Origin of the sequence: Olleya sp. Hel_I_94 (assembly GCF_007827365.1) — a bacterium.
Lineage (GTDB): Bacteria > Bacteroidota > Bacteroidia > Flavobacteriales > Flavobacteriaceae > Olleya.
In genome coordinates, this window is record NZ_VISI01000002.1 from 1,380,917 (window position 1) to 1,400,156 (window position 19,240).

A 19,240-nucleotide genomic window follows, 5' to 3' on the forward strand; every position below is an offset into this window, starting at 1 on the left:
ATTACAAACTTCAATTATTCTATCTTTTAAATCAATAGTCATAACTTGTAATTAATTAACGTCTACTGTCGTTGTTTCTGCTTTTAGTTCTTGACCTATTACGACCATCTGAATTAGATGACGTATTACTTTTAGATTTACCTTTTTCGCCTTTAGGCTTATTATTTCTAGGTTGTTGTCTTCTATTTTGACCTGGTTTAATTGGTGCAGTTGATGCGTTTGGATCAGGCTCAAAACCTTCCAGAATCTCTACTGGTAGTTTCATACCAATTAACTTTTCTATATCGCGTAAAAAAGTAGTTTCGTCTGCACTTACTAAACTAATGGCCTCACCATTTGCTCCTGCACGACCTGTACGACCAATACGATGTACATAATCTTCAGAGATATTAGGAATTTCAAAGTTAATTACGTGTGGTAATAAGGGTATATCTAGTCCACGTGCAGCAATATCTGTTGCTACTAATACACTAACGCTTCCGCTTTTAAAACCAGCTAAAGCTTTTGTACGTGCACCTTGACTTTTATTACCATGTATTGCAGCTGCTTTAATACCAGCTTTAATCATTTTTTCTACTAACTTATTTGCACCATGCTTAGTACGCGTAAAAACTAATACTTGCTTCCAGTTACCATCTGTAATTAACTTAATAATTAAGTCGGTTTTTTTTCCTTTAGCTACTCTAAATATCTTTTGTGTAATTGCTTCTACAGTCGTGTTTTCTGGTGTAGCTTCAACTTGGACTGGACGATTTAAAATCCCGTTTGCTAACTTTCTAATATCTTTAGAAAACGTTGCAGAAAACATTAAGTTTTGTCTCTTATCAGGCATAAGCTTCATGACACGTTCTATATCGCGCAAAAACCCCATATCTAACATGCGATCTGCTTCATCTAAAACAAAAATCTCGACACGTTTTAAAGACAATAATCCTTGACTTTCTAAATCAATTAAACGACCTGGAGTTGCTACTAATACATCAACACCTTGACGGATGGTTGCTGCTTGAGGCTTTTGATTAACTCCTCCAAAAATTACTGCACTACGCAAGTTTAAAAACTCGCTATACTCTTTTACATTAGCATAAACTTGTGCTGCTAACTCACGTGTAGGCGTTAAAATTAAAGCACGAATAGGTCTATATTTTTCTTTCGGGTTTTCCGATAGAATATGTAATAAAGGTAGTGTAAAACCAGCTGTTTTTCCTGTTCCGGTTTGGGCAGATGCTAAAACATCATGACCTTGTAATACTGGTGGAATTGCTTTTGCTTGAATTGGACTTGGTGTAGTGTACCCTTTTTTACTAATTGCTTTTAGTAAGGCTTCGGATAGGCCTAAAGATTGAAATGACATAAATACTGTTTATTGAGATAAACACTATTTAGTTAGGCTACCTCTTTTAATTTAATGCAAAGGTACTGCTAAATTATGGTTTTAATATTTTTATTAGGTTTTGTTTGTGTTTTAGTGGATTTACATCGCTTAAAACAAAATCAAAATAGACTTACTTTATATAAGTAAATAACAAAGTAAGTCTATCTAAACTTTACTTTATCAATCCTTTAACCTCATCAAAATCTAAACCACCATAATTTCCAGAACTCATTAATAACAAGGCTTTGTTATCAAAATTTTGTTTAAAAATAAAGTCTTTAAACGCTTCTGTATTAGTGTAAATAATTAAATCCTCACGTTGAAAAGCGTTGGCTATTTGCTCATGAGATACTTTATCTAATTTTTTAATTTCTACAGCATGTGGACTATAAAACACTACTGCTACATCTGCAGCATCTAATGCTCCTTTATATTCTTTTAAAAATTCGGCATTTAAACTACTATAAGTATGTAACTCTAAACAAGCCACTAACGTACGGTTTTGATATTGCTCTTTAACAGCGTTAGTAGTCGCCTCTACTTTACTTGGTGAGTGCGCAAAATCTTTAAAAGCAACGCTAGTTTTACTTTCGGCAATTTTCTCTAAACGTTTACTTGCGCCTTTAAAAGTAGAAATGGCTTCGTAAAAATCGTCTTCATCAATTCCCATATGTTGACAAATCCACTTAGCACCTGCTAAATTATTTAAGTTATGTTTTCCAAAAATTTCAATTGGCATTGGACCTTCAGGAGTATCTAATAACGTTTCGCCATCTTCCACTGTATATTCTGGTGTGTGGTATGCAATCTTACGTATTGGATTTACAGATGCTTCAACTACACGTTTAACCTCTGTGTCTTCTTCGTTATAATTTATGCTTCCTCCTTTTACAATACTATCTACAAAAATGCTAAACTGCTCTACATAATTTTCATAGGTAGGAAACACGTTAATATGGTCCCATGCAATTCCGCTTAACAAAGCAATATTTGGTTTGTATAAATGAAATTTTGGTCTCCTATCAATTGGGCTACTTAAATACTCATCACCTTCCAACACAATAAAGTCGTTATCGTCTGTTAGTTTTACCATAACATCAAACCCTTCTAATTGTGCACCAACCATGTAATCAACATCACGATCATGGTAATGCATGACGTGTAAAATCATGGATGTTATTGTGGTTTTACCATGACTTCCGCCAATAACTACTCTAGTTTTATGTTTAGATTGTTCATACAAAAACTCTGGATAGCTATAAATTTTTAATCCTAAATCTTGTGCTTTTAGCAACTCAGGATTATCCGCTTTAGCATGCATACCTAAAACTATGGCATCCAGATTATCACTAATTTTTTCCGGAAACCAACCTAATTGTTCTGGCAATAATCCCTTTGCTGCTAATCTAGATTTAGAAGGCTCAAAAATGGTATCATCACTTCCTGTAATTTGGTAACCTTTGTTATATAATGCTAACGCTAAATTGTGCATTGCGCTTCCGCCAATAGCTATAAAATGTACTTTCATTATCCTTATTTTGTAGAGTACTCAAAGATAGTGATTGCCAACAAAAATCACGGATTGCAAATGCCCTTTTTAATATCTTTTTTAATTACTTAGCGCAAATTAATTTGTGGTTAAATGATATTAAGGGTATTATTGTTTAATAATTTTAGATATACCATATGACTTCGGAGACGTTTAGTACCTTGATAAATAATGATAAAGCATTACATTTACTTTTAAATGAGAATGAAATTACGGGTTTTTCAGATTTTTCAAAAATTGATTTTGCTGATGAAGCTTTTAAAACGTATATCGAAGACCAATATATTGAAAGCTTTAAAACTATTTACAATACCTATGCTGTACAATCTACTAACACTGCAAAAACAAATGCTTTTTTAAGGTCTACCCAATTTTTAGCCACAAGAAAAGTAATTGATGTTGTTGCAATCCAGTACCATCCAGAACTGGTTAAAACTTTAGACGTTTTAAAACATGCTAAAGAAACAGTAGATAAAAAGCCAGAAAACTTTAATGTTCCGTTAGTTAAAAATGCTCTAAACGTTACTATTTTAAATATCTGTAACCGTTTGGATAGCTCTGAAATTATAAAAAAAGATAAAAATCAACTTATTGCATATTGCTTATATATCTGTGATGTTTTAGAAGACATTAGTCCTAAACATTATAAAGATATTTATGTTGCTAGAGAGGATATTTTAAAATATCTTCAGAAAATAGATAGCTATTCTGCTTCAGAAAACCACATTTACTTAGCTTCAAAAAAAGGTAAAGATAACGCAACATTTAGAGGTCAAAAGCCAATATTAGAGAAAAAAGTTAAAAAACGTGGCGTTGGTTATTACGCATTAATCGCTTTAGGTATTGCCTATTTTTTATTTAAACTATTTAGACGCATGGGATAAATTTATAATCCTTGCTTAAACGTCTTAAACACATCTATACTTGGTAATTCGGCTATAGCCAAATCAATATATTTTTTAGCATTTATTACGTCTTGCTTATGCTTATATATTTGCGCTAATCTGTAATTAGCCCATGCTTTTGGAACACCATCTTTAGCCGAATAATTTTGAATATAAACTTTTAAACAACGCTCTCCTTTATCCAATTGCACGTTATAATCTGCACACACCTTACCTATTTGGTAATGCAAACTGTTGCGTTGGTGTTTTATTTGCGCAGCTTCTAAATTAGAGACTGCTTTTTCTGGTTGCTTTTCTTTTTCGTAAAGCGCTGTTAACTTATCGTAGCACGTTAAAGAGCCTCCAACCTTTATTGCTTTTAGGTAATATTCTTCTGCTAATTCTGGCTCATCGTCATATTCATAAATATAACCTTTAGCCAAATAACCATCTACCTTAGACAGATTTTCAAGCTCATTAGCGTACTTTATAGATTTACTTTTACTTCCACCAATAATACCTGGTAATTGCATGTATAATTCTACCAAAGCCCAACGTGCTTCAATATGATTTGGATCTAATTCTGCAGCTTTTAAAAAAGAGGATTTTACGTCTCCAATAATTCCTAAAGCAGATATTTTGCTTACAGATAAGGCTTTCATCCCTAAAGCACCTCCTAATTTATAGTGGTAGTTTGCTGTATTAGGCTTAGTATTTACTAGCTTTTTATATTCTGCAGCAGCTTCATCCCATTTTTTTTGATGACCATACGCATCACCTAACAACTCAATAGCTTCTAGATTTGCAGAATGATAAGTTACATATGCAGATAATTCCTGTTCTGCTTTAGCAAATTGTTTACTATCAATATAGGTCTTCCCTTTCTCTATTGAGGTCTGAGCAAAAATAGTTAACGGTAATAATAAGGTTACTAAAAATGATTTCATATTGAATGTTAAAGGTTTACAAAAATAGTATTCTCTTGGTATTGTTTTTGATTAATTTGGTTAAATATTATTTAACTTTAAATTTATCACGCGTCACTCATTGAAACGTTTACTTTACACATTTATGCTATTAAAATCGTAAAAAGCAAAGTAACTTGTTTAAAAATTAATAAAATGAAACATATATTATCGCTATTAATGGTATTACTTTTTGCAACGTCCCACTCACAAACCAACAATTATTCCAAACTTTGGGAAACTGTAGAAAATCACGAAATTAATGGTCTTCCAAAAAGTGCTTTAGAAGTTGTAAATACCATACACGACAAAGCCTTAACAGACAATAACACAGAGCAACGTATAAAAGTTTTACTGTTTAAAAGCAAGTTTGCATTATTACTAGAGGAAGATGCGCAACTTAGCATTATCAATGATTTTAAAGAAGAAATTGCTAAAACAGAAGCACCTACAAAAAACGTACTAGAAAACATGTTGGCAACGTTGTATTGGCAATACTTTCAGCAAAACAGATATCAATTTTATAGACGCACAAAAACTGCACAAAAAGCAGATGCTGTTGATTTTAGAACTTGGGATTTAGAAACGCTTTTTACAGAAATCCAAACACTTTTTGACAGCTCATTACAAAATGGATTAATACTTCAACAAACACCAACTCTTCAATTTGAAGCTATAATTACTAAAGGAAAAGACGCTGAAATTTATAGACCAACTTTATTTGATTTTTTAAGTCATAACGCCTTAGAATTTTACAGAACACCAGAAAACAGAATTACACAACCAGCTTATAAGTTTAGTATTGACAATGAGCAATTTTTAACAGACTCCAAACAGTTTTCTAACTTAAAAATCACCTCTAAAGATTCGACATCACTACAATTACAAGCTTTAAAAGTATATCAGGATTTAATTAAATTTCACTTAAAAGACAAAACACCGTATGCCTTAACGGAATTAAATACTGAGCGGTTAGACTATGTCTACTACAATGCGACTTTTGAAAATAAAGACGACATATATCTAAAAGCACTACAAACCGAAACAGAAAAAAATAAAAATCATGAAGTTTCTGGTCTTTACCTTTTTAAAATAGCCACGCTTTATAACACACAAGGTTACAACTATAACAAGGACACAAATGCTGATGTAAGATTTAAAATTAAAGATGCTCTAGCTATTTGTAAACAAGTTACTGCTAAGTTTCCGGATAGTAAAGGTGCTGGTTTATGCAATGCTTTACAGGCTCAAATATTAGAGCCTAGTTTATCCATTCAAACCGAACAAAACATACCAATTAATACGTATTCGCGTTTTTTAATTAGCTATAAAAACATTCAAAACTTAACCTTTAACGCATATGCTATAAGCAAAAAAAAGTATGATGCGTATTTAAAATTATACAAAGAGGAAGACAAAAAAGACTTTATCAAAAAACTAAGCACAACAAAAACTTGGTCGTCTACCTTAAAGGATAAAAACGATTACCAACAACACACCATTGAAACTTTAGTGCCTAAATTAGATAATGGATTATACCTTATCGTTGGACAAACTACAGATTTAAAATCAGATTTTTTTGCATCAGCCTTAACCCAAGTGACTGATATAGCTATTGTAAACTATCAAGATAATAATCAAGATTTTTTCCAAGTCATTAACCGTAATAACGGAGCACCTTTAACAAACGCAAAAGTAGACCTTGACTATACCTACCGTAACGAGAAAATTCACACTAAAACCACAACAACTAACTCAAAAGGTATTATTGCTTTAAGCAAAACCAATAATTATAATCGCAGTAATATTAATTTAACTGTAAAAACTAATGATGACACTGCCTATTTTGGTAGTTATTACATGTATAATTATAAGCGTAGTCGTGAAGATAATGACACCAATTATCAAGCTTTTGTTTTTACCGATCGTAGTATTTACAGACCATCGCAAACCGTTTACTTTAAAGCAATTGCTTTAAAAAACAAAAACAACAAAACTGAGGTATATACTAATAAAAAAATACAAGTCATTTTATATAATACTAATGGCGAAAAAGCAAGCACATTAGATTTAATTACTAATGATTTTGGATCTGTTTCTGGCGAATTTATTTTACCTAACGATGGATTAACAGGTAATTATAGCATACAAATTAACGATGCAGATCTTTATGGTCAGACTTCTATTTCGGTTGAAGAATATAAGCGTCCTAAGTTTGAAACCAATTTTAATCCCATTACCGAAACGTTTAAAGTTAATGACAGCATTACTGTAAAAGGCGAAGCTATTGCTTTTGCAGGTAGTAAAATTACAGATGCAAAAGTCGTATATCGTGTGGTTAGAAATGTACAATATCCTGCTTGGTACAGATGGTATAGACCAAGTTATACCAGTGAATCGCAAGAAATAACACATGGCGAAACAACAACAAATGCAGATGGTAATTATGAGCTTGTATTTAAAGCTATTCCAGACGAAAAAGTTGATAAATCTGGCTTACCAATTTTTAGTTATAAAGTCACAGCAGACGTTACAGACATTAATGGAGAAACTAGAAGCACCTCAACAATTGTAAAAGTAGGATATCATGCCTTAACAGCTAATATTGACATTGCTTCCACCATTGACAAAACAAAAAAAGACAATCAAATTACTATAACCACTCAAAACCTAAACGGTCAATTTGTAGCAGCCAAAGGCGCTTTAAAGATATACAAATTGCAAGCTCCTGATAACGTATTAAGACCGCGACCATGGAGCATTCCGGATTATGAAGGTTTTACCAAAACAGAATTTAAAAACTACTTTCCGCATGATGCTTACAACAATGAGGATAATCCAGAACATTGGGAAAAAGGCGACTTAGTTTTATCTAAAACGTTTGACACAGAAAAATCTAAAACTATAGACCTAAAAAACATCAAAAAATGGCTGTCTGGAGCATACATTTTGGAACTAGAAACCAAAGACAAATTTGGTCAAGAGGTTAAGGATATTGCTAAAACCATGTTGTTTTCCGACAAGGATAAAACCCTTGCAGACCAGCAATTAATTACAGTTACAACAGATGAAACCAGTTATATTGTTGGTGACAAAGCAATTTTAACCTTTGCAAGCGCTGCCAAAAATTTAACTGTTACAGTTAGTATAGAACGTGATTATCAAATCACAGAAAACCATACTATTACTTTAAACCAAAACAAAAAAACGATAAGTATACCTATTGACAAAAACGATTTAGGCGGTTTTGGTGTTCATTATAGTTTGGCAGCATTTAATAGTTACTCAGATGGTAGTCTAACCATAAATGTGCCTTATCCGCAAACAGACTTAGAGATTGAAACACTTACGTTTAGAGACAAACTTCAACCAGGAACAGACGAAACTTGGAGCTTTAAAGTTAAAGGAACAAAAGGCGAAAAAATTGCATCCGAATTTTTAGCTAGTATGTATGATGCATCTCTTGATCAGTTTAAATCACACAACTGGAATTACTCACCATTTAAACCTCTAACCTATTACACGACTTTTAGAAAAAATAATGGGAACAGTTTTGGAGTAACCCATTTTAGAGTGGATAGGGTTTATGAATACCATAGTTTTAATAATTTAAAAAGCTTTGATCAATTTAATTGGTATGGATTTGCTATTAATAATAACGGTTGGTTTTATAACAATTACATCAATTCGCTTAGAGCAAATAAAACTAGAACCTCTTACGATGGTAAAGTTAAAGATGGTTATGTTAAAGGAACTGTAAGTGATGAGAATGGATTACCATTACCTTCTGCTGCAATTACAGTTAAAGGCAGCACAGAAAGTACAACTACAGACTTTGATGGTAACTTTATTATTAAAGCAAAAACTGGCGCTATTTTAACTTTTAGCTATGTTGGCTATGGGACAATGCAAAAAACAATTGGAGTTGATAACGTTATTAACTTAACACTAAAACCTGACAATGCTTTAGATGAAGTGGTTATAACTGCATTAGGTATTGAGAGAAAGGCTGAGGAACTTACAGGTGCAACTGAAAATGAATTTGACTATTATAGAGGAAATGAATACACAAAGAAAGCTATAAATGAAGATGGCACTGTAAAAAAAATCACTCTTAGAGGAAATAGATCCTTAACTGGTGACAATGCAGCGCTAATTGTAGTTGATGGTGTGATAATGTCTACAGACCAAGTTAGTAATCTTGATCCAAATTCTATCCTAAACACTCAAGTATTAAAAGGTGCTGGCGGAACTGCTTTATATGGATCTCAAGGTGCCAATGGTGTTATAATTATCACAACAAAAAAAGGTGTAACAGAAGATTTCTCTCAAGTTAAAGCAAGAACAAATTTACAAGAAACTGCCTTTTTCTTTCCGCAATTAGCTACAGATAAAGATGGTAATGTGTCCTTTAACTTTACAACACCAGAAGCATTAACTAGATGGAATCTTAATGTGTTTGCACATGACAAACAAGGTAATTATGCCCAAAATACACTGCAAACCGTTACACAAAAAGACTTAATGGTGTTACCAAATGTACCACGTTTTTTACGTCAAGGTGACCAAATACAGATTAGCACAAAAATTGCAAATCTTAGCACAAAGGATTTAACAGGTACAGCAGTGCTTCAGTTGTTTGATGCATTGACTGGAAAAGCTATAGATTCGGAATTAGCCAATACTTTAAACCAGCAATCGTTTTCCGCGAAAGCAAAAGGTAACACACAAGTCACATGGGCACTTTCCATTCCGGATAACGTTAGTGCGATTCAATATAAAATATTAGCAAAATCTGGCGATTTTAGCGATGGTGAACAAAATGCCTTACCTGTTTTAACCAATAGAATGTTGGTGACTGAAACCCTTCCAATGTGGATTAAAAGCAACCAAACCAAAACCTTTACATTGGATAAATTAAAGACCAATACGTCGGCTACTTTAAAGCATCACAAATTAACATTAGAGATGACTAGCAATCCTGCTTGGTATGCTATACAAGCATTACCCTATTTAATGGAATATCCATACGAGTGTAATGAGCAAACCTTTAGCAGATTTTATGCTAATGCCTTAGCTAGCCATATTGTTAATAGTAATCCACGCGTTAAAGAAGTGTTTAACCAATGGAAAAATACAGATGTGTTATTGAGTAATCTAGAAAAAAATGAAGAATTAAAATCTATTTTAATACAAGAAACACCTTGGTTACGTGATGCACAGTCAGAGACAGAACAGAAAAAACGTATTGCTTTACTGTTTGATTTAAATAAAATGAATAATGAGCTAGCACGTGCTAAAACAAAATTAAAAAACAACCAAATGAATAATGGTGGTTGGTCTTGGTTTGGAGATTATCGTGTTAACCGTTACATCACACAACATATTATTACAGGTTTTGGACATCTTAAAAAACTAAATGTGGTAAGTGATAAAGATGAAGACATTACAGATATGGTAAAAAATGCATTACAGTATTTGGATAATGAATTTGAAAAAGAATACAACGACTTAACAAAATATAGTAACACTATAGATTACACCAAAGACCACTTAAGTTATACGCAGTTACATTATTTATACATGCGAAGCTTTTTTCCAGAATTTAAGCTGTCTAAAAAACAACAAGAGATACACAACTATTACTTGTCACAAATTAGAAATTACTGGTTACAGCGTCCATTATATGCTAAAGGGATGATGGCTTTAATAATGAAACGTAATAACGATACGACAACAGCTAAAGCCATTTTAAAATCGGTTAGCGAAAACAGTATTACGTCTGACGAGTTAGGTATGTATTGGAAAGAAAACACAAACTCTTACTATTGGTATCAAGCATCCATTGAAACACAAGCCTTAATGATTGAAGCTTTTGCTGAAGCTGGTACAATACTGCAAACCGAAGCTAAAAACATTGAAACGATTGATAATCTAAAAATCTGGCTACTTAAAAACAAACAGACTAACCAATGGAAAACAACAAAAGCAACCACAGATGCTGTCTATGCTTTACTATTACAAGGTAACGATTGGCTAAGTGTAACAGAAATGGTTGATGTAGTTTTAGGAGACCAAAAAATAACACCTGCTACTTTAGAAGATATAAAAGTAGAAGCAGGAACAGGTTACTACAAAACCTCTTGGTCAGGAGAAGACATTACTCCTAAAATGGCTGAGGTTAAGCTAACTAAAAAAGGAGATGGCATTGCTTGGGGAAGTTTATACTGGCAATATTTTGAGGATTTAGATAAAATAACCTCTGCAGAAACCCCTTTAAAACTGAAAAAGCAATTGTATTTAAAAACCAATACAGATACAGGTGAAGTCATTACTGCTTTTACTAAAAACATGAAACTTAAAGTTGGAGATTTAGTAAGAGTCCGTATAGAATTACGAAGCGATCGCGCAATGGAATTTGTACACATGAAAGATATGCGTGCAGCAGGATTAGAACCTATTAATGTACTTAGTCAATATAAATACCAAGATGGTTTAGGGTATTACGAAGCGACTAAAGATGCATCTACCAACTTCTTTTTTGACTATTTACCAAAAGGTGTTTTTGTCTTTGAATATGATTTACGCGTTAATAATGCTGGTAATATGAGTAATGGTATTACAACTATACAAAGTATGTATGCTCCAGAATTTAGTAGTCATAGTGAAGGTGTACGTATTAATGTCGAATAAATTTAGCTTAACTAAACAAAAAAGCTTTCAATAATTTGAAAGCTTTTTTTATACACATAACTCACTTAACCACAATAAACTACAGTGTGCAAAAAATGATTTAGGCATTTAACCAACCTACTTTGTATTATAAAAAATGGATACAATAGTTTGCAAAAGGGTTAAAAATTATATTTTTAGGCCAAACTAAACTATCCATAATGAAAAAATCAGTATTACTTATTGCTTTGCTTTTTGCATTTTCAATAAGCGCACAAACCGTGTCTTTAACTAAAAGTGAAATTTTTAAAGACTCCAAAAAAAACAGCTCATTAGTCTTTTCTTTAGAAGATGATAATGGAGGACTAATTACTATCAGATCTTTTATAGGTGGCTTTATACCTAAATTAAAAGGGTATTACATTCAGCACTTTGACGCTAAATTAAAATTAATCAAAGAAGTTGAATATGAGGTAGACAATAATTTTATTCAAAATGCATTTATTAAAGATGGACAATTGCATATTATAGAATTTGACCACGACAAAAAAGCAGATAAAATAGTATTTAATGTGGTGTCTTCAAACCTTAAAGACCTAAAATTCAGCAAAAAAGAATTATTATCATTCTCTGAAGACAACATGCAAAAGTATTTTGGAATAGGCATTTTTCCCTTTTTTATAAATAACTTTTCTCAAATGGATGGAAACCATATGGGAGAAGTAATTATGTCTAAAAACAATACGTTTTTTGCTATCAACTTTGACTTTAATAATAAAGATAAGGAGACGCACAAAATATTTGTTTTCAATACTAATTTTGAAAGCGTTTATGATAAATTAATAGAAAAAGACATTAAAGACAAATTGTTTGAATACAATAGTATTGATGTCGATGACAAAGACGGAACCGTTTACTTTTTAGGTAAAGCTTTTGAAAACAACTCCAGAAAGTCTAAGAAAAAAGGTGAAGCTAACTACCACTTCGAATTGCTAAAAGTAAATGCAGAAGGACAAAAAACAACAGCGTTTAAAAAGGCAGATAAATTTATTTCGTCAATGGAGTTAATCAAAACAGAGGACAGATTATCTTGTGTTGGTTTTTACGGAGTTAAAGATCAAGGTAATTATAATGGTGTTTGTTTGTTTAATTTAAATCCAGATACGCTTGCTATGGAGACTGAAAAATTTACTCCTTTCTCTAATGAGTTTATGACTGATAAATATGGTAATAAAGAAAACAGAAAAAAAAGAAAACAGAAAAAGGGTATTAAAAATATAGATTTTAAAGGCATTTTTACAATGGATAATGGTGACATTATTGTAAACGCAGAAGAGTTTTTTATTACTACACATACATCTATGAATGGTAGTGGTGGAATGTCTACTTATACCATTTATCATTTTAATGATATTATAAGCGTTAGATTAGATAAAGATGGAGTCTTAAAATGGGCTAGAAACATCAATAAAGCACAAACTGGTCTTACTAATAGCTCTTACACTTCAATTCCAGTAGACGAAACAACTTACTTTTTTATAAACTGCTCTGATAATATTAAAAAACTTAGTGCAGACCGTATTGCTTTTAAACAAACTAAAGCCAAAAAGTCTAATTTATATATGATATCTATTGATAAAAATGGCGCTTTTGATTTTGAAAAATTAATAGACGACAAAGACTCTAAAGTCTATTACAAGGTTAATGATGGTGTTGTAAATCTTAACGATCGCACTGTTATTTTACCAGGTAAAAAGAAAAAAAATACACGAATTTTAAAAATTAAATTTTAATTTTTTTTAAAAGATGCAGATTAAAAGCTTCCACTCTAGGAGGCTTTTTTTTTGCTATTTAAAATAATATTTAGATATTTGTCTAAATACCTAATTAGTGAATTTATTATTTAAAGCATTAAACGACGACACAAGACGTCAAATTTTAGAACTTCTAAAAGAAGATAATCTTACTGCAGGACAAATTGCTGACGCCTTTAATATTAGCAAACCTAGTATATCACATCATTTAGACATTTTAAAACGTGCAGATTTAGTAACCAGCGAGAAGAAAGGTCAGTTTGTAGAATATGCCATAAATACAACCATCCTAGAAGATGTACTCCAATGGATTATAACTTTAAAACAATAGAATTATGAATCTTAAAAAAGAATTTCCGTATATAATATTAATGGCTTTGCCATTTATATATTTAGCTTACATCTGGAATACTTTACCAGAAACGGTACCTACCCATTGGAATGCTAGTGGAGAAATAGATGGTTATGGTAGTAAAAACAGCTTGCTATTAATTCCGTTTATGTTACCTGTTTTGGTTTATATTATTATGACTATTGCACCCAAAATTGATCCAAAAAATAAGATTGCTACAATGGGAAAAAAGTATAAGCAATTAAAATTTTTCTTAGTCTTGTTTATGTCTATACTAGCCTTATTTATAATTTACAGCTCAAAAACACAAAGCTTTTCTAGCCCAAACATTATATACATACTATTAGGTTTATTATTTGCTGGTCTTGGTAATTTTATGAAAACAGTAAAACCAAATTACTTTATTGGTATCAAAACACCTTGGACTTTAGAAAACGAAACAGTTTGGAAAAAAACGCATCTTTTAGGTGGTAAAATATGGTTTGTTGGTGGTTTACTAATTGTTTGCATGAGCTTAATCTTTACAGCACAAACAGCAGCTACTTTATTTGTAATAATAGCAGTATTAATTACCATAATACCGTTAGTGCATTCTTATATTGAATTTAAAAAAATAAAATAGTTATTATGAAGTATTTAAATAACCTATCAGTTGCGCTGTTTATATTATTTACAAGTTTGACTGTTGCACAAACCGAAAAACCACAAACACCAAAAGCACCTTTTGATTATATAATTAAAGACGTTACTTTTATTAACACAGCAGCAGACAGCATAGTGTTAGCTGGTACATTAACGTTACCTAAAGATACTATCAATCCTCCTGTTGCCATTTTAATTAATGGTTCAGGTGCTCATGATAGAGATTGCGACATCATGGGTCACAAATCCTTTTGGGTAATTGCAGATTATTTAACCAATAACGGAATTGCTGTTTTACGTTATGACGAACGTGGTACAGCACAATCCCAAGGTGATTTTAGTACAGCTACCACCTTTGATTTAGCTAAAGATGTTGAAGCTGGTATTAATTTTTTAAAATCACGCACAGATATTGATGTATCAAAAATTGGATTAATTGGTCATAGCGAAGGCGGATTAATTGCACCAATAGTAGCATCTACCAATACAAACGTCGCTTTTATTGTCATGCTTGCTGGTACAGGTGTTAATGGACAGGAAGTACTACAGTCACAAAGCAAAAAAATTGCAGAACTACAAGGGACTACTAAAGAAGGTATTGCTTTTAACCACCAATTAACAACTATAGCTTATGATGCTTTACATTCTGAAACTGAAACAGACAAGCAAAAGGCTGCTATAACTTTAGCTTTAGATAGCTATAAAAAACAATTAGAAGCAGATCAAAGTCCGTTTGCGGTTTATGTAAATAATATAGTAATTAAGCAATTAGCTTCACAATTAACTAATCCTTGGCTTTATGCGTTTATTACATTAGACCCTAAAGCATATTTAGAAAAAGTAACGTGTCCTGTTTTGGTCCTTAACGGAACTAAAGATGTACAAGTATTACCAGAAATAAATTTACCTGCCATTAAAAAACACCTTGAGACTGCTAAGAATAATGATGTAACCATCCACGAAATTGAAGGTTTAAATCATTTGTTTCAAACTGCTAAAACGGGAAACATTAATGAGTATGCTAAAATTGAGGAAACTTTTTCTCCTGTTGCTTTAAAATTAATATCAGATTGGATTCATGCTAGATTTTAGTGACTATTAATTTTGCATCATAGCACAATACCTATTTTAGAATTCTAAAATTTATTTGCCATTTTGCTTAATAACAAAAACATTGCAATGGTTACTGTTATTAATAGGATAAACTCGAATTGCGGAAATTGTTTGGATATTAGTCCTGCAACCAAAAGACTAATAAAAAAACGAATGGCTAAATTTTTAATTATATTCATTAAATAATTACTATTCGTTTATAGTATACTTGGCTGTTTTGGTAATTGGTTGGCTTTGCGTTAAGGATGGAAGTGGCATCCTTTTTTTGCTGCCATATATGGCAAAAAAAGATATAATGGACAGCCTGACCCACTTTTGCTACTTAAAAGCAAAAGTGGGTAACGCCCAAAATAATTTAGTTAAGCATTTTCCATAGTGTGTCTTTCAACTCGGTTAAACCTTGTTGTGCTACACTTGATATAAATTGGTAAGGAATTGGAAGTGTTTTATCCAATTCGGTTTTCAGTTCTGCTTTAAGCTCGTCGTCCAACATGTCAGACTTTGAGATGGCAATCATACGATCTTTGTCTAACATTTCTGGATTGTAACGTCTTAACTCGTCCAACAAGATCTCATACTGTGCCTTAATATCTGGCGCATCTGCTGGTATTAAAAATAGTAAAATCGAGTTACGCTCTATGTGACGTAAAAAGTAATACCCTAATCCTTTACCTTCTGCTGCACCTTCAATAATCCCAGGAATATCAGCCATTACAAAGGTTTGAAAATCTCTGTATTTTACAATTCCAAGATTAGGTTTAAGAGTTGTAAACTCGTAATCTGCAATTTTTGGTTTTGCTGAAGTTACTACAGAAAGTAATGTGGATTTTCCTGCATTTGGAAATCCAACCAAACCTACATCTGCTAAAACTTTAAGTTCTAGGGTTATAAATTTTTCTTCTAATGGTATTCCTGGTTGTGCATAACGTGGTGTTTGGTTTGTAGAGGTTTTAAAGTGCCAGTTACCTAGACCACCTTTTCCACCTTCTGCCACAATACGCTCTTCTCCATCCTCAGTGATTTCAAAAAGGATCTCGTTAGTTTCTGTGTCTCTAACGACAGTACCTAAAGGTACGTCTGCGTACATGTCTTCTCCATCTTCTCCAGAGCTTCTACTTTTACTACCATGTCCACCATGTCCTGCTCTAATATGTCTTTTAAATTTTAGATGCAATAGCGTCCAAAGGTTAGAGTTACCTCTTAATATAACGTGTCCTCCACGTCCACCATCTCCTCCATCTGGTCCACCTTTTGTAATAAATTTTTCGCGATGTAAATGCACAGATCCTTTTCCTCCGTTACCGGAAGAGACATGCATTTTTACGTAGTCTACAAAATTTCCCTCAGTCATAATTTAGTTAAAAAGTTAAAACGTTAATAGTTAAAAGTTTTCACTAATACTTATTAACTCAAACACGTTTGTTTGTATTACAATTTGTCAATTACAGTGTTTAAGCGTTTGGTAATATCTTCTATACCACCAATACCATCTACTCCAAAATATTTATTTTGTGCTGCGTAGTAGTCTTTTAAAATTGCAGTTTCGTTATAATAAACTTTAATTCTGTTTCTAATAATAGCCTCGTCAGAGTCGTCTTTTCTTCCACTAGTTTTACCACGTTCTAACAAACGTTGTACTAACACCTCATCCTCTACTTCTAAAGCTACCATTGCGCTAACTTCAGAGTCTTTATCTGACATAATTTTATCTAATGCTATCGCTTGCGTTTCGTTTCTTGGAAAACCATCAAAAATAAATCCTTTAGCTCCAGCGTTACGCTCCACCTCTGCCTCTAACATGTCAATAGTTACTTGATCTGGTACTAAATGTCCTTTGTCCATGTAAGACTTAGCTAGCGTACCTAAAGCAGTTTCGTTTTTGATATTATATCTAAATACATCTCCTGTAGATATGTGTACTAGATCATATTTTTCTTTTAAAAAATTAGCTTGCGTTCCTTTTCCTGCACCTGGAGGTCCAAATAGCACTAAATTAGTCATGTGTTGTGTTGTTTTTAGTTGGTATACTGCTGGTAAATCGCGACCTAACCCATCATAATCTAGACCATAGCCTACTATAAATTTATTAGGAATCTCTATACCAACATAGTGTAATTTAAAGTCTTTTTTATAAGCTTCCGGTTTGTAAAACAGTGTTGCGATTAACAATTGTTTTACGTTTTCGGATTTAAAAATGCGGTGTACTTCTTCTAACGTGTTTCCTGTATCAATAATATCTTCTAGGATAACTACAGTACGTCCTGTTAAATCTTGTGTTAAACCAATTAAGCGTTGTATATCCTCTGTAGATTTTACACCTTCATAAGAGGCTAATTTAATAAAAGTTACCTCACATGGTTTTGGATATTTTTTCACAAAATCACTTACAATCATAAACGATCCATTTAAAATCCCAACAAATACTGGGACTTCGTCTCCTAAATCGTGAGCGACTTGATTAGCCATTCTTGTTACAGCATCATCCAATTCTTGTTCAGAAATAAATGGCTTAAACTGTTTGTCGTGAAGCGTAATAGTTTGCATTTTATAAATTTAAAGCGCAAATATACGCATTTGTGACTGCTTAACAGATATTTGAATTCGATTTTTAGGTCCTCTTTTGGTTTTAAAATGTATTTTTGTGGCTAACACGATTTATGACCAATGAATTATTTTTCTTCAGACTTTAAATTAGGTATTTTAGGTGGTGGCCAATTAGGCAAAATGCTACTTTATAATACTAGAAAATTTGATATTTACACTTGTATTTTAGATAATAGTAATGAGGCACCAAGTCGTATGGCTTGTAATGAGTTTACTAAAGGTGACTTGATGGATTTTGATACTGTTTATAATTTTGGCAAACAGGTTAACGTCTTAACCATCGAGATTGAAAATGTAAATGTCGCTGCACTTGAAAAATTAGAGAATGAAGGTGTTACGGTTTACCCATCGTCAAAAACATTAAGACGCATACAAAATAAAGCGACTCAAAAATTATTTTATCAAGATCATAATTTACCAACTGCACCTTTTAGTAGGTTTGCTTATGTGTCTGATATTGAAGATGCTATTGATAATGGTGGTTTAAACTTACCATTTGTATGGAAAGCTGCACAATTTGGTTATGATGGTAATGGTGTGAAAATAGTAAGATCCATTGCGGATTTAAAAGATTTGCCTAAAGGCGAATGCATAGCAGAACAATTAATTCCGTTTAAAAACGAATTAGCTGTAATTGTTGCTAGAAGTGCTAATGGCGAAATGAAAACCTATCCTGTGGTAGAAATGGAGTTTCATCCAGAAGCTAACCAAGTAGAATATGTTATTTGTCCTGCAAGAATAAGCCCAGAAGTTGCTAAAAAAGCGCAAGATATTGCATTAAAAACATCTGAAGCTTTTAATCACGTTGGTTTATTAGCTGTTGAGTTATTTCAGACTGAAGATGATAAAATACTAATTAACGAAGTTGCACCAAGACCACACAATTCTGGTCACCAAACGATTGAAGGGAGTTATACCTCACAATTTGAGCAACATATTCGTGCTATTTTAGGATTACCTTTAGGTAAAACTGAGAATAAAGTGGCAAGTGTTATGGTTAATCTTGTTGGTGCTGAAGGCCATACAGGTCAAGTACACTACAAAAACATAGAATCTATAATGGCTATGGATGGTGTGACACCTCATATTTATGGTAAAAAAGAAACACGACCATTTAGAAAAATGGGTCATGTTACCATTGTAGATGAAGACTTAAATACAGCACGTCAAATTGCTGAAAAGGTTAAAAATAGTATTGAAGTGATAAGTAATTAAAGGAAAATATAACCCATAAATAATTTACAAAAACCCTTTACAAATCATGTAAAGG

12 protein-coding genes are annotated in these 19,240 nt (G+C 32.4%); 7 read left to right on the forward strand and 5 right to left on the reverse strand.

The genetic code is table 11. The annotated features are described in order from the left end of the window. Positions 1-55: 55 nt before the first annotated feature. Positions 56-1,354 carry a DEAD/DEAH box helicase gene (locus JM82_RS09435; protein WP_145002756.1) on the reverse strand — a complete coding sequence of 433 codons (1,299 nt, stop codon included), beginning with the start codon at positions 1,352-1,354 and terminating at the stop codon, positions 56-58. Positions 1,355-1,547: 193 nt separating this feature from the next. Beyond that, a complete protein-coding gene (gene murC, locus JM82_RS09440; RefSeq protein WP_145002759.1) occupies positions 1,548-2,903 on the reverse strand; it encodes a UDP-N-acetylmuramate--L-alanine ligase in 1,356 nt (451 codons plus the stop codon). 158 nt (positions 2,904-3,061) lie between these two features. On the opposite strand from murC, the gene JM82_RS09445 reads away from it, so the two are divergent. Continuing rightward, on the forward strand, positions 3,062-3,808 hold the full coding sequence (locus JM82_RS09445; protein ID WP_145002762.1) for a hypothetical protein: 747 nt from the start codon (positions 3,062-3,064) through the stop codon (positions 3,806-3,808). 2 nt (positions 3,809-3,810) lie between these two features. On the opposite strand, the gene JM82_RS09450 is transcribed toward JM82_RS09445, so the two are convergent. Beyond that, on the reverse strand, positions 3,811-4,755 hold the full coding sequence (locus JM82_RS09450) for a tetratricopeptide repeat protein (RefSeq protein ID WP_145002765.1): 945 nt from the start codon (positions 4,753-4,755) through the stop codon (positions 3,811-3,813). A gap of 174 nt (positions 4,756-4,929) precedes the next feature. Between JM82_RS09450 and JM82_RS09455 the strand changes: the two genes are divergently transcribed. From JM82_RS09455 to JM82_RS09475, 5 genes are all read left to right on the forward strand, one after another. After that, a complete protein-coding gene (locus JM82_RS09455; RefSeq protein ID WP_261375347.1) occupies positions 4,930-11,466 on the forward strand; it encodes an alpha-2-macroglobulin family protein in 6,537 nt (2,178 codons plus the stop codon). A 200-nt stretch (positions 11,467-11,666) separates the two neighbouring features. Continuing rightward, positions 11,667-13,238 (forward strand): hypothetical protein, encoded by a 1,572-nt coding sequence (locus JM82_RS09460; protein ID WP_145002768.1) that lies wholly within the window; start codon positions 11,667-11,669, stop codon positions 13,236-13,238. A gap of 97 nt (positions 13,239-13,335) precedes the next feature. Then, positions 13,336-13,590 (forward strand): autorepressor SdpR family transcription factor, encoded by a 255-nt coding sequence (locus tag JM82_RS09465; protein WP_145002772.1) that lies wholly within the window; start codon positions 13,336-13,338, stop codon positions 13,588-13,590. A gap of 4 nt (positions 13,591-13,594) precedes the next feature. Next, positions 13,595-14,233, forward strand: a complete 639-nt coding sequence (locus tag JM82_RS09470) for an SdpI family protein (protein WP_145002775.1) — start codon at positions 13,595-13,597, stop codon at positions 14,231-14,233. Positions 14,234-14,238: 5 nt separating this feature from the next. Next, positions 14,239-15,345: an alpha/beta hydrolase family protein gene (locus JM82_RS09475; protein ID WP_145002778.1), complete on the forward strand. Its 1,107-nt coding sequence runs from the start codon at positions 14,239-14,241 to the stop codon at positions 15,343-15,345. A 376-nt stretch (positions 15,346-15,721) separates the two neighbouring features. Here the strand turns inward: JM82_RS09475 and obgE are convergent, their stop codons facing one another. Together obgE and JM82_RS09485 are read right to left on the reverse strand one after the other, a co-directional pair. Further along, positions 15,722-16,717: a GTPase ObgE gene (obgE, locus tag JM82_RS09480; RefSeq protein ID WP_145002781.1), complete on the reverse strand. Its 996-nt coding sequence runs from the start codon at positions 16,715-16,717 to the stop codon at positions 15,722-15,724. Between the two features lie 77 nt (positions 16,718-16,794). Further along, complete coding sequence (locus JM82_RS09485; protein WP_145002784.1) at positions 16,795-17,910, reverse strand: adenylate kinase; 1,116 nt, start codon at positions 17,908-17,910, stop codon at positions 16,795-16,797. A 120-nt stretch (positions 17,911-18,030) separates the two neighbouring features. Here JM82_RS09485 and JM82_RS09490 point away from each other — a divergent pair, with 120 nt between their 5' ends. Then, positions 18,031-19,185, forward strand: a complete 1,155-nt coding sequence (locus JM82_RS09490) for a 5-(carboxyamino)imidazole ribonucleotide synthase (protein ID WP_145002786.1) — start codon at positions 18,031-18,033, stop codon at positions 19,183-19,185. The last annotated feature ends 55 nt before the right edge of the window (positions 19,186-19,240 follow it).

Bases quoted from the DNA above. Each gene is read 5' to 3' on its own strand.
- JM82_RS09490 (WP_145002786.1), top strand. From the start codon at position 18,031: ATGAATTATTTTTCTTCAGACTTTAAATTAGGTATTTTAGGTGGTGGC.
- JM82_RS09455 (WP_261375347.1), top strand. From the start codon at position 4,930: ATGAAACATATATTATCGCTATTAATGGTATTACTTTTTGCAACGTCC.
- obgE (WP_145002781.1), bottom strand. From the start codon at position 16,717: ATGACTGAGGGAAATTTTGTAGACTACGTAAAAATGCATGTCTCTTCC.
- murC (WP_145002759.1), bottom strand. From the start codon at position 2,903: ATGAAAGTACATTTTATAGCTATTGGCGGAAGCGCAATGCACAATTTA.
- JM82_RS09450 (WP_145002765.1), bottom strand. From the start codon at position 4,755: ATGAAATCATTTTTAGTAACCTTATTATTACCGTTAACTATTTTTGCT.
- JM82_RS09435 (WP_145002756.1), bottom strand. From the start codon at position 1,354: ATGTCATTTCAATCTTTAGGCCTATCCGAAGCCTTACTAAAAGCAATT.
- JM82_RS09470 (WP_145002775.1), top strand. From the start codon at position 13,595: ATGAATCTTAAAAAAGAATTTCCGTATATAATATTAATGGCTTTGCCA.
- JM82_RS09475 (WP_145002778.1), top strand. From the start codon at position 14,239: ATGAAGTATTTAAATAACCTATCAGTTGCGCTGTTTATATTATTTACA.
- JM82_RS09445 (WP_145002762.1), top strand. From the start codon at position 3,062: ATGACTTCGGAGACGTTTAGTACCTTGATAAATAATGATAAAGCATTA.
- JM82_RS09460 (WP_145002768.1), top strand. From the start codon at position 11,667: ATGAAAAAATCAGTATTACTTATTGCTTTGCTTTTTGCATTTTCAATA.
- JM82_RS09485 (WP_145002784.1), bottom strand. From the start codon at position 17,910: ATGCAAACTATTACGCTTCACGACAAACAGTTTAAGCCATTTATTTCT.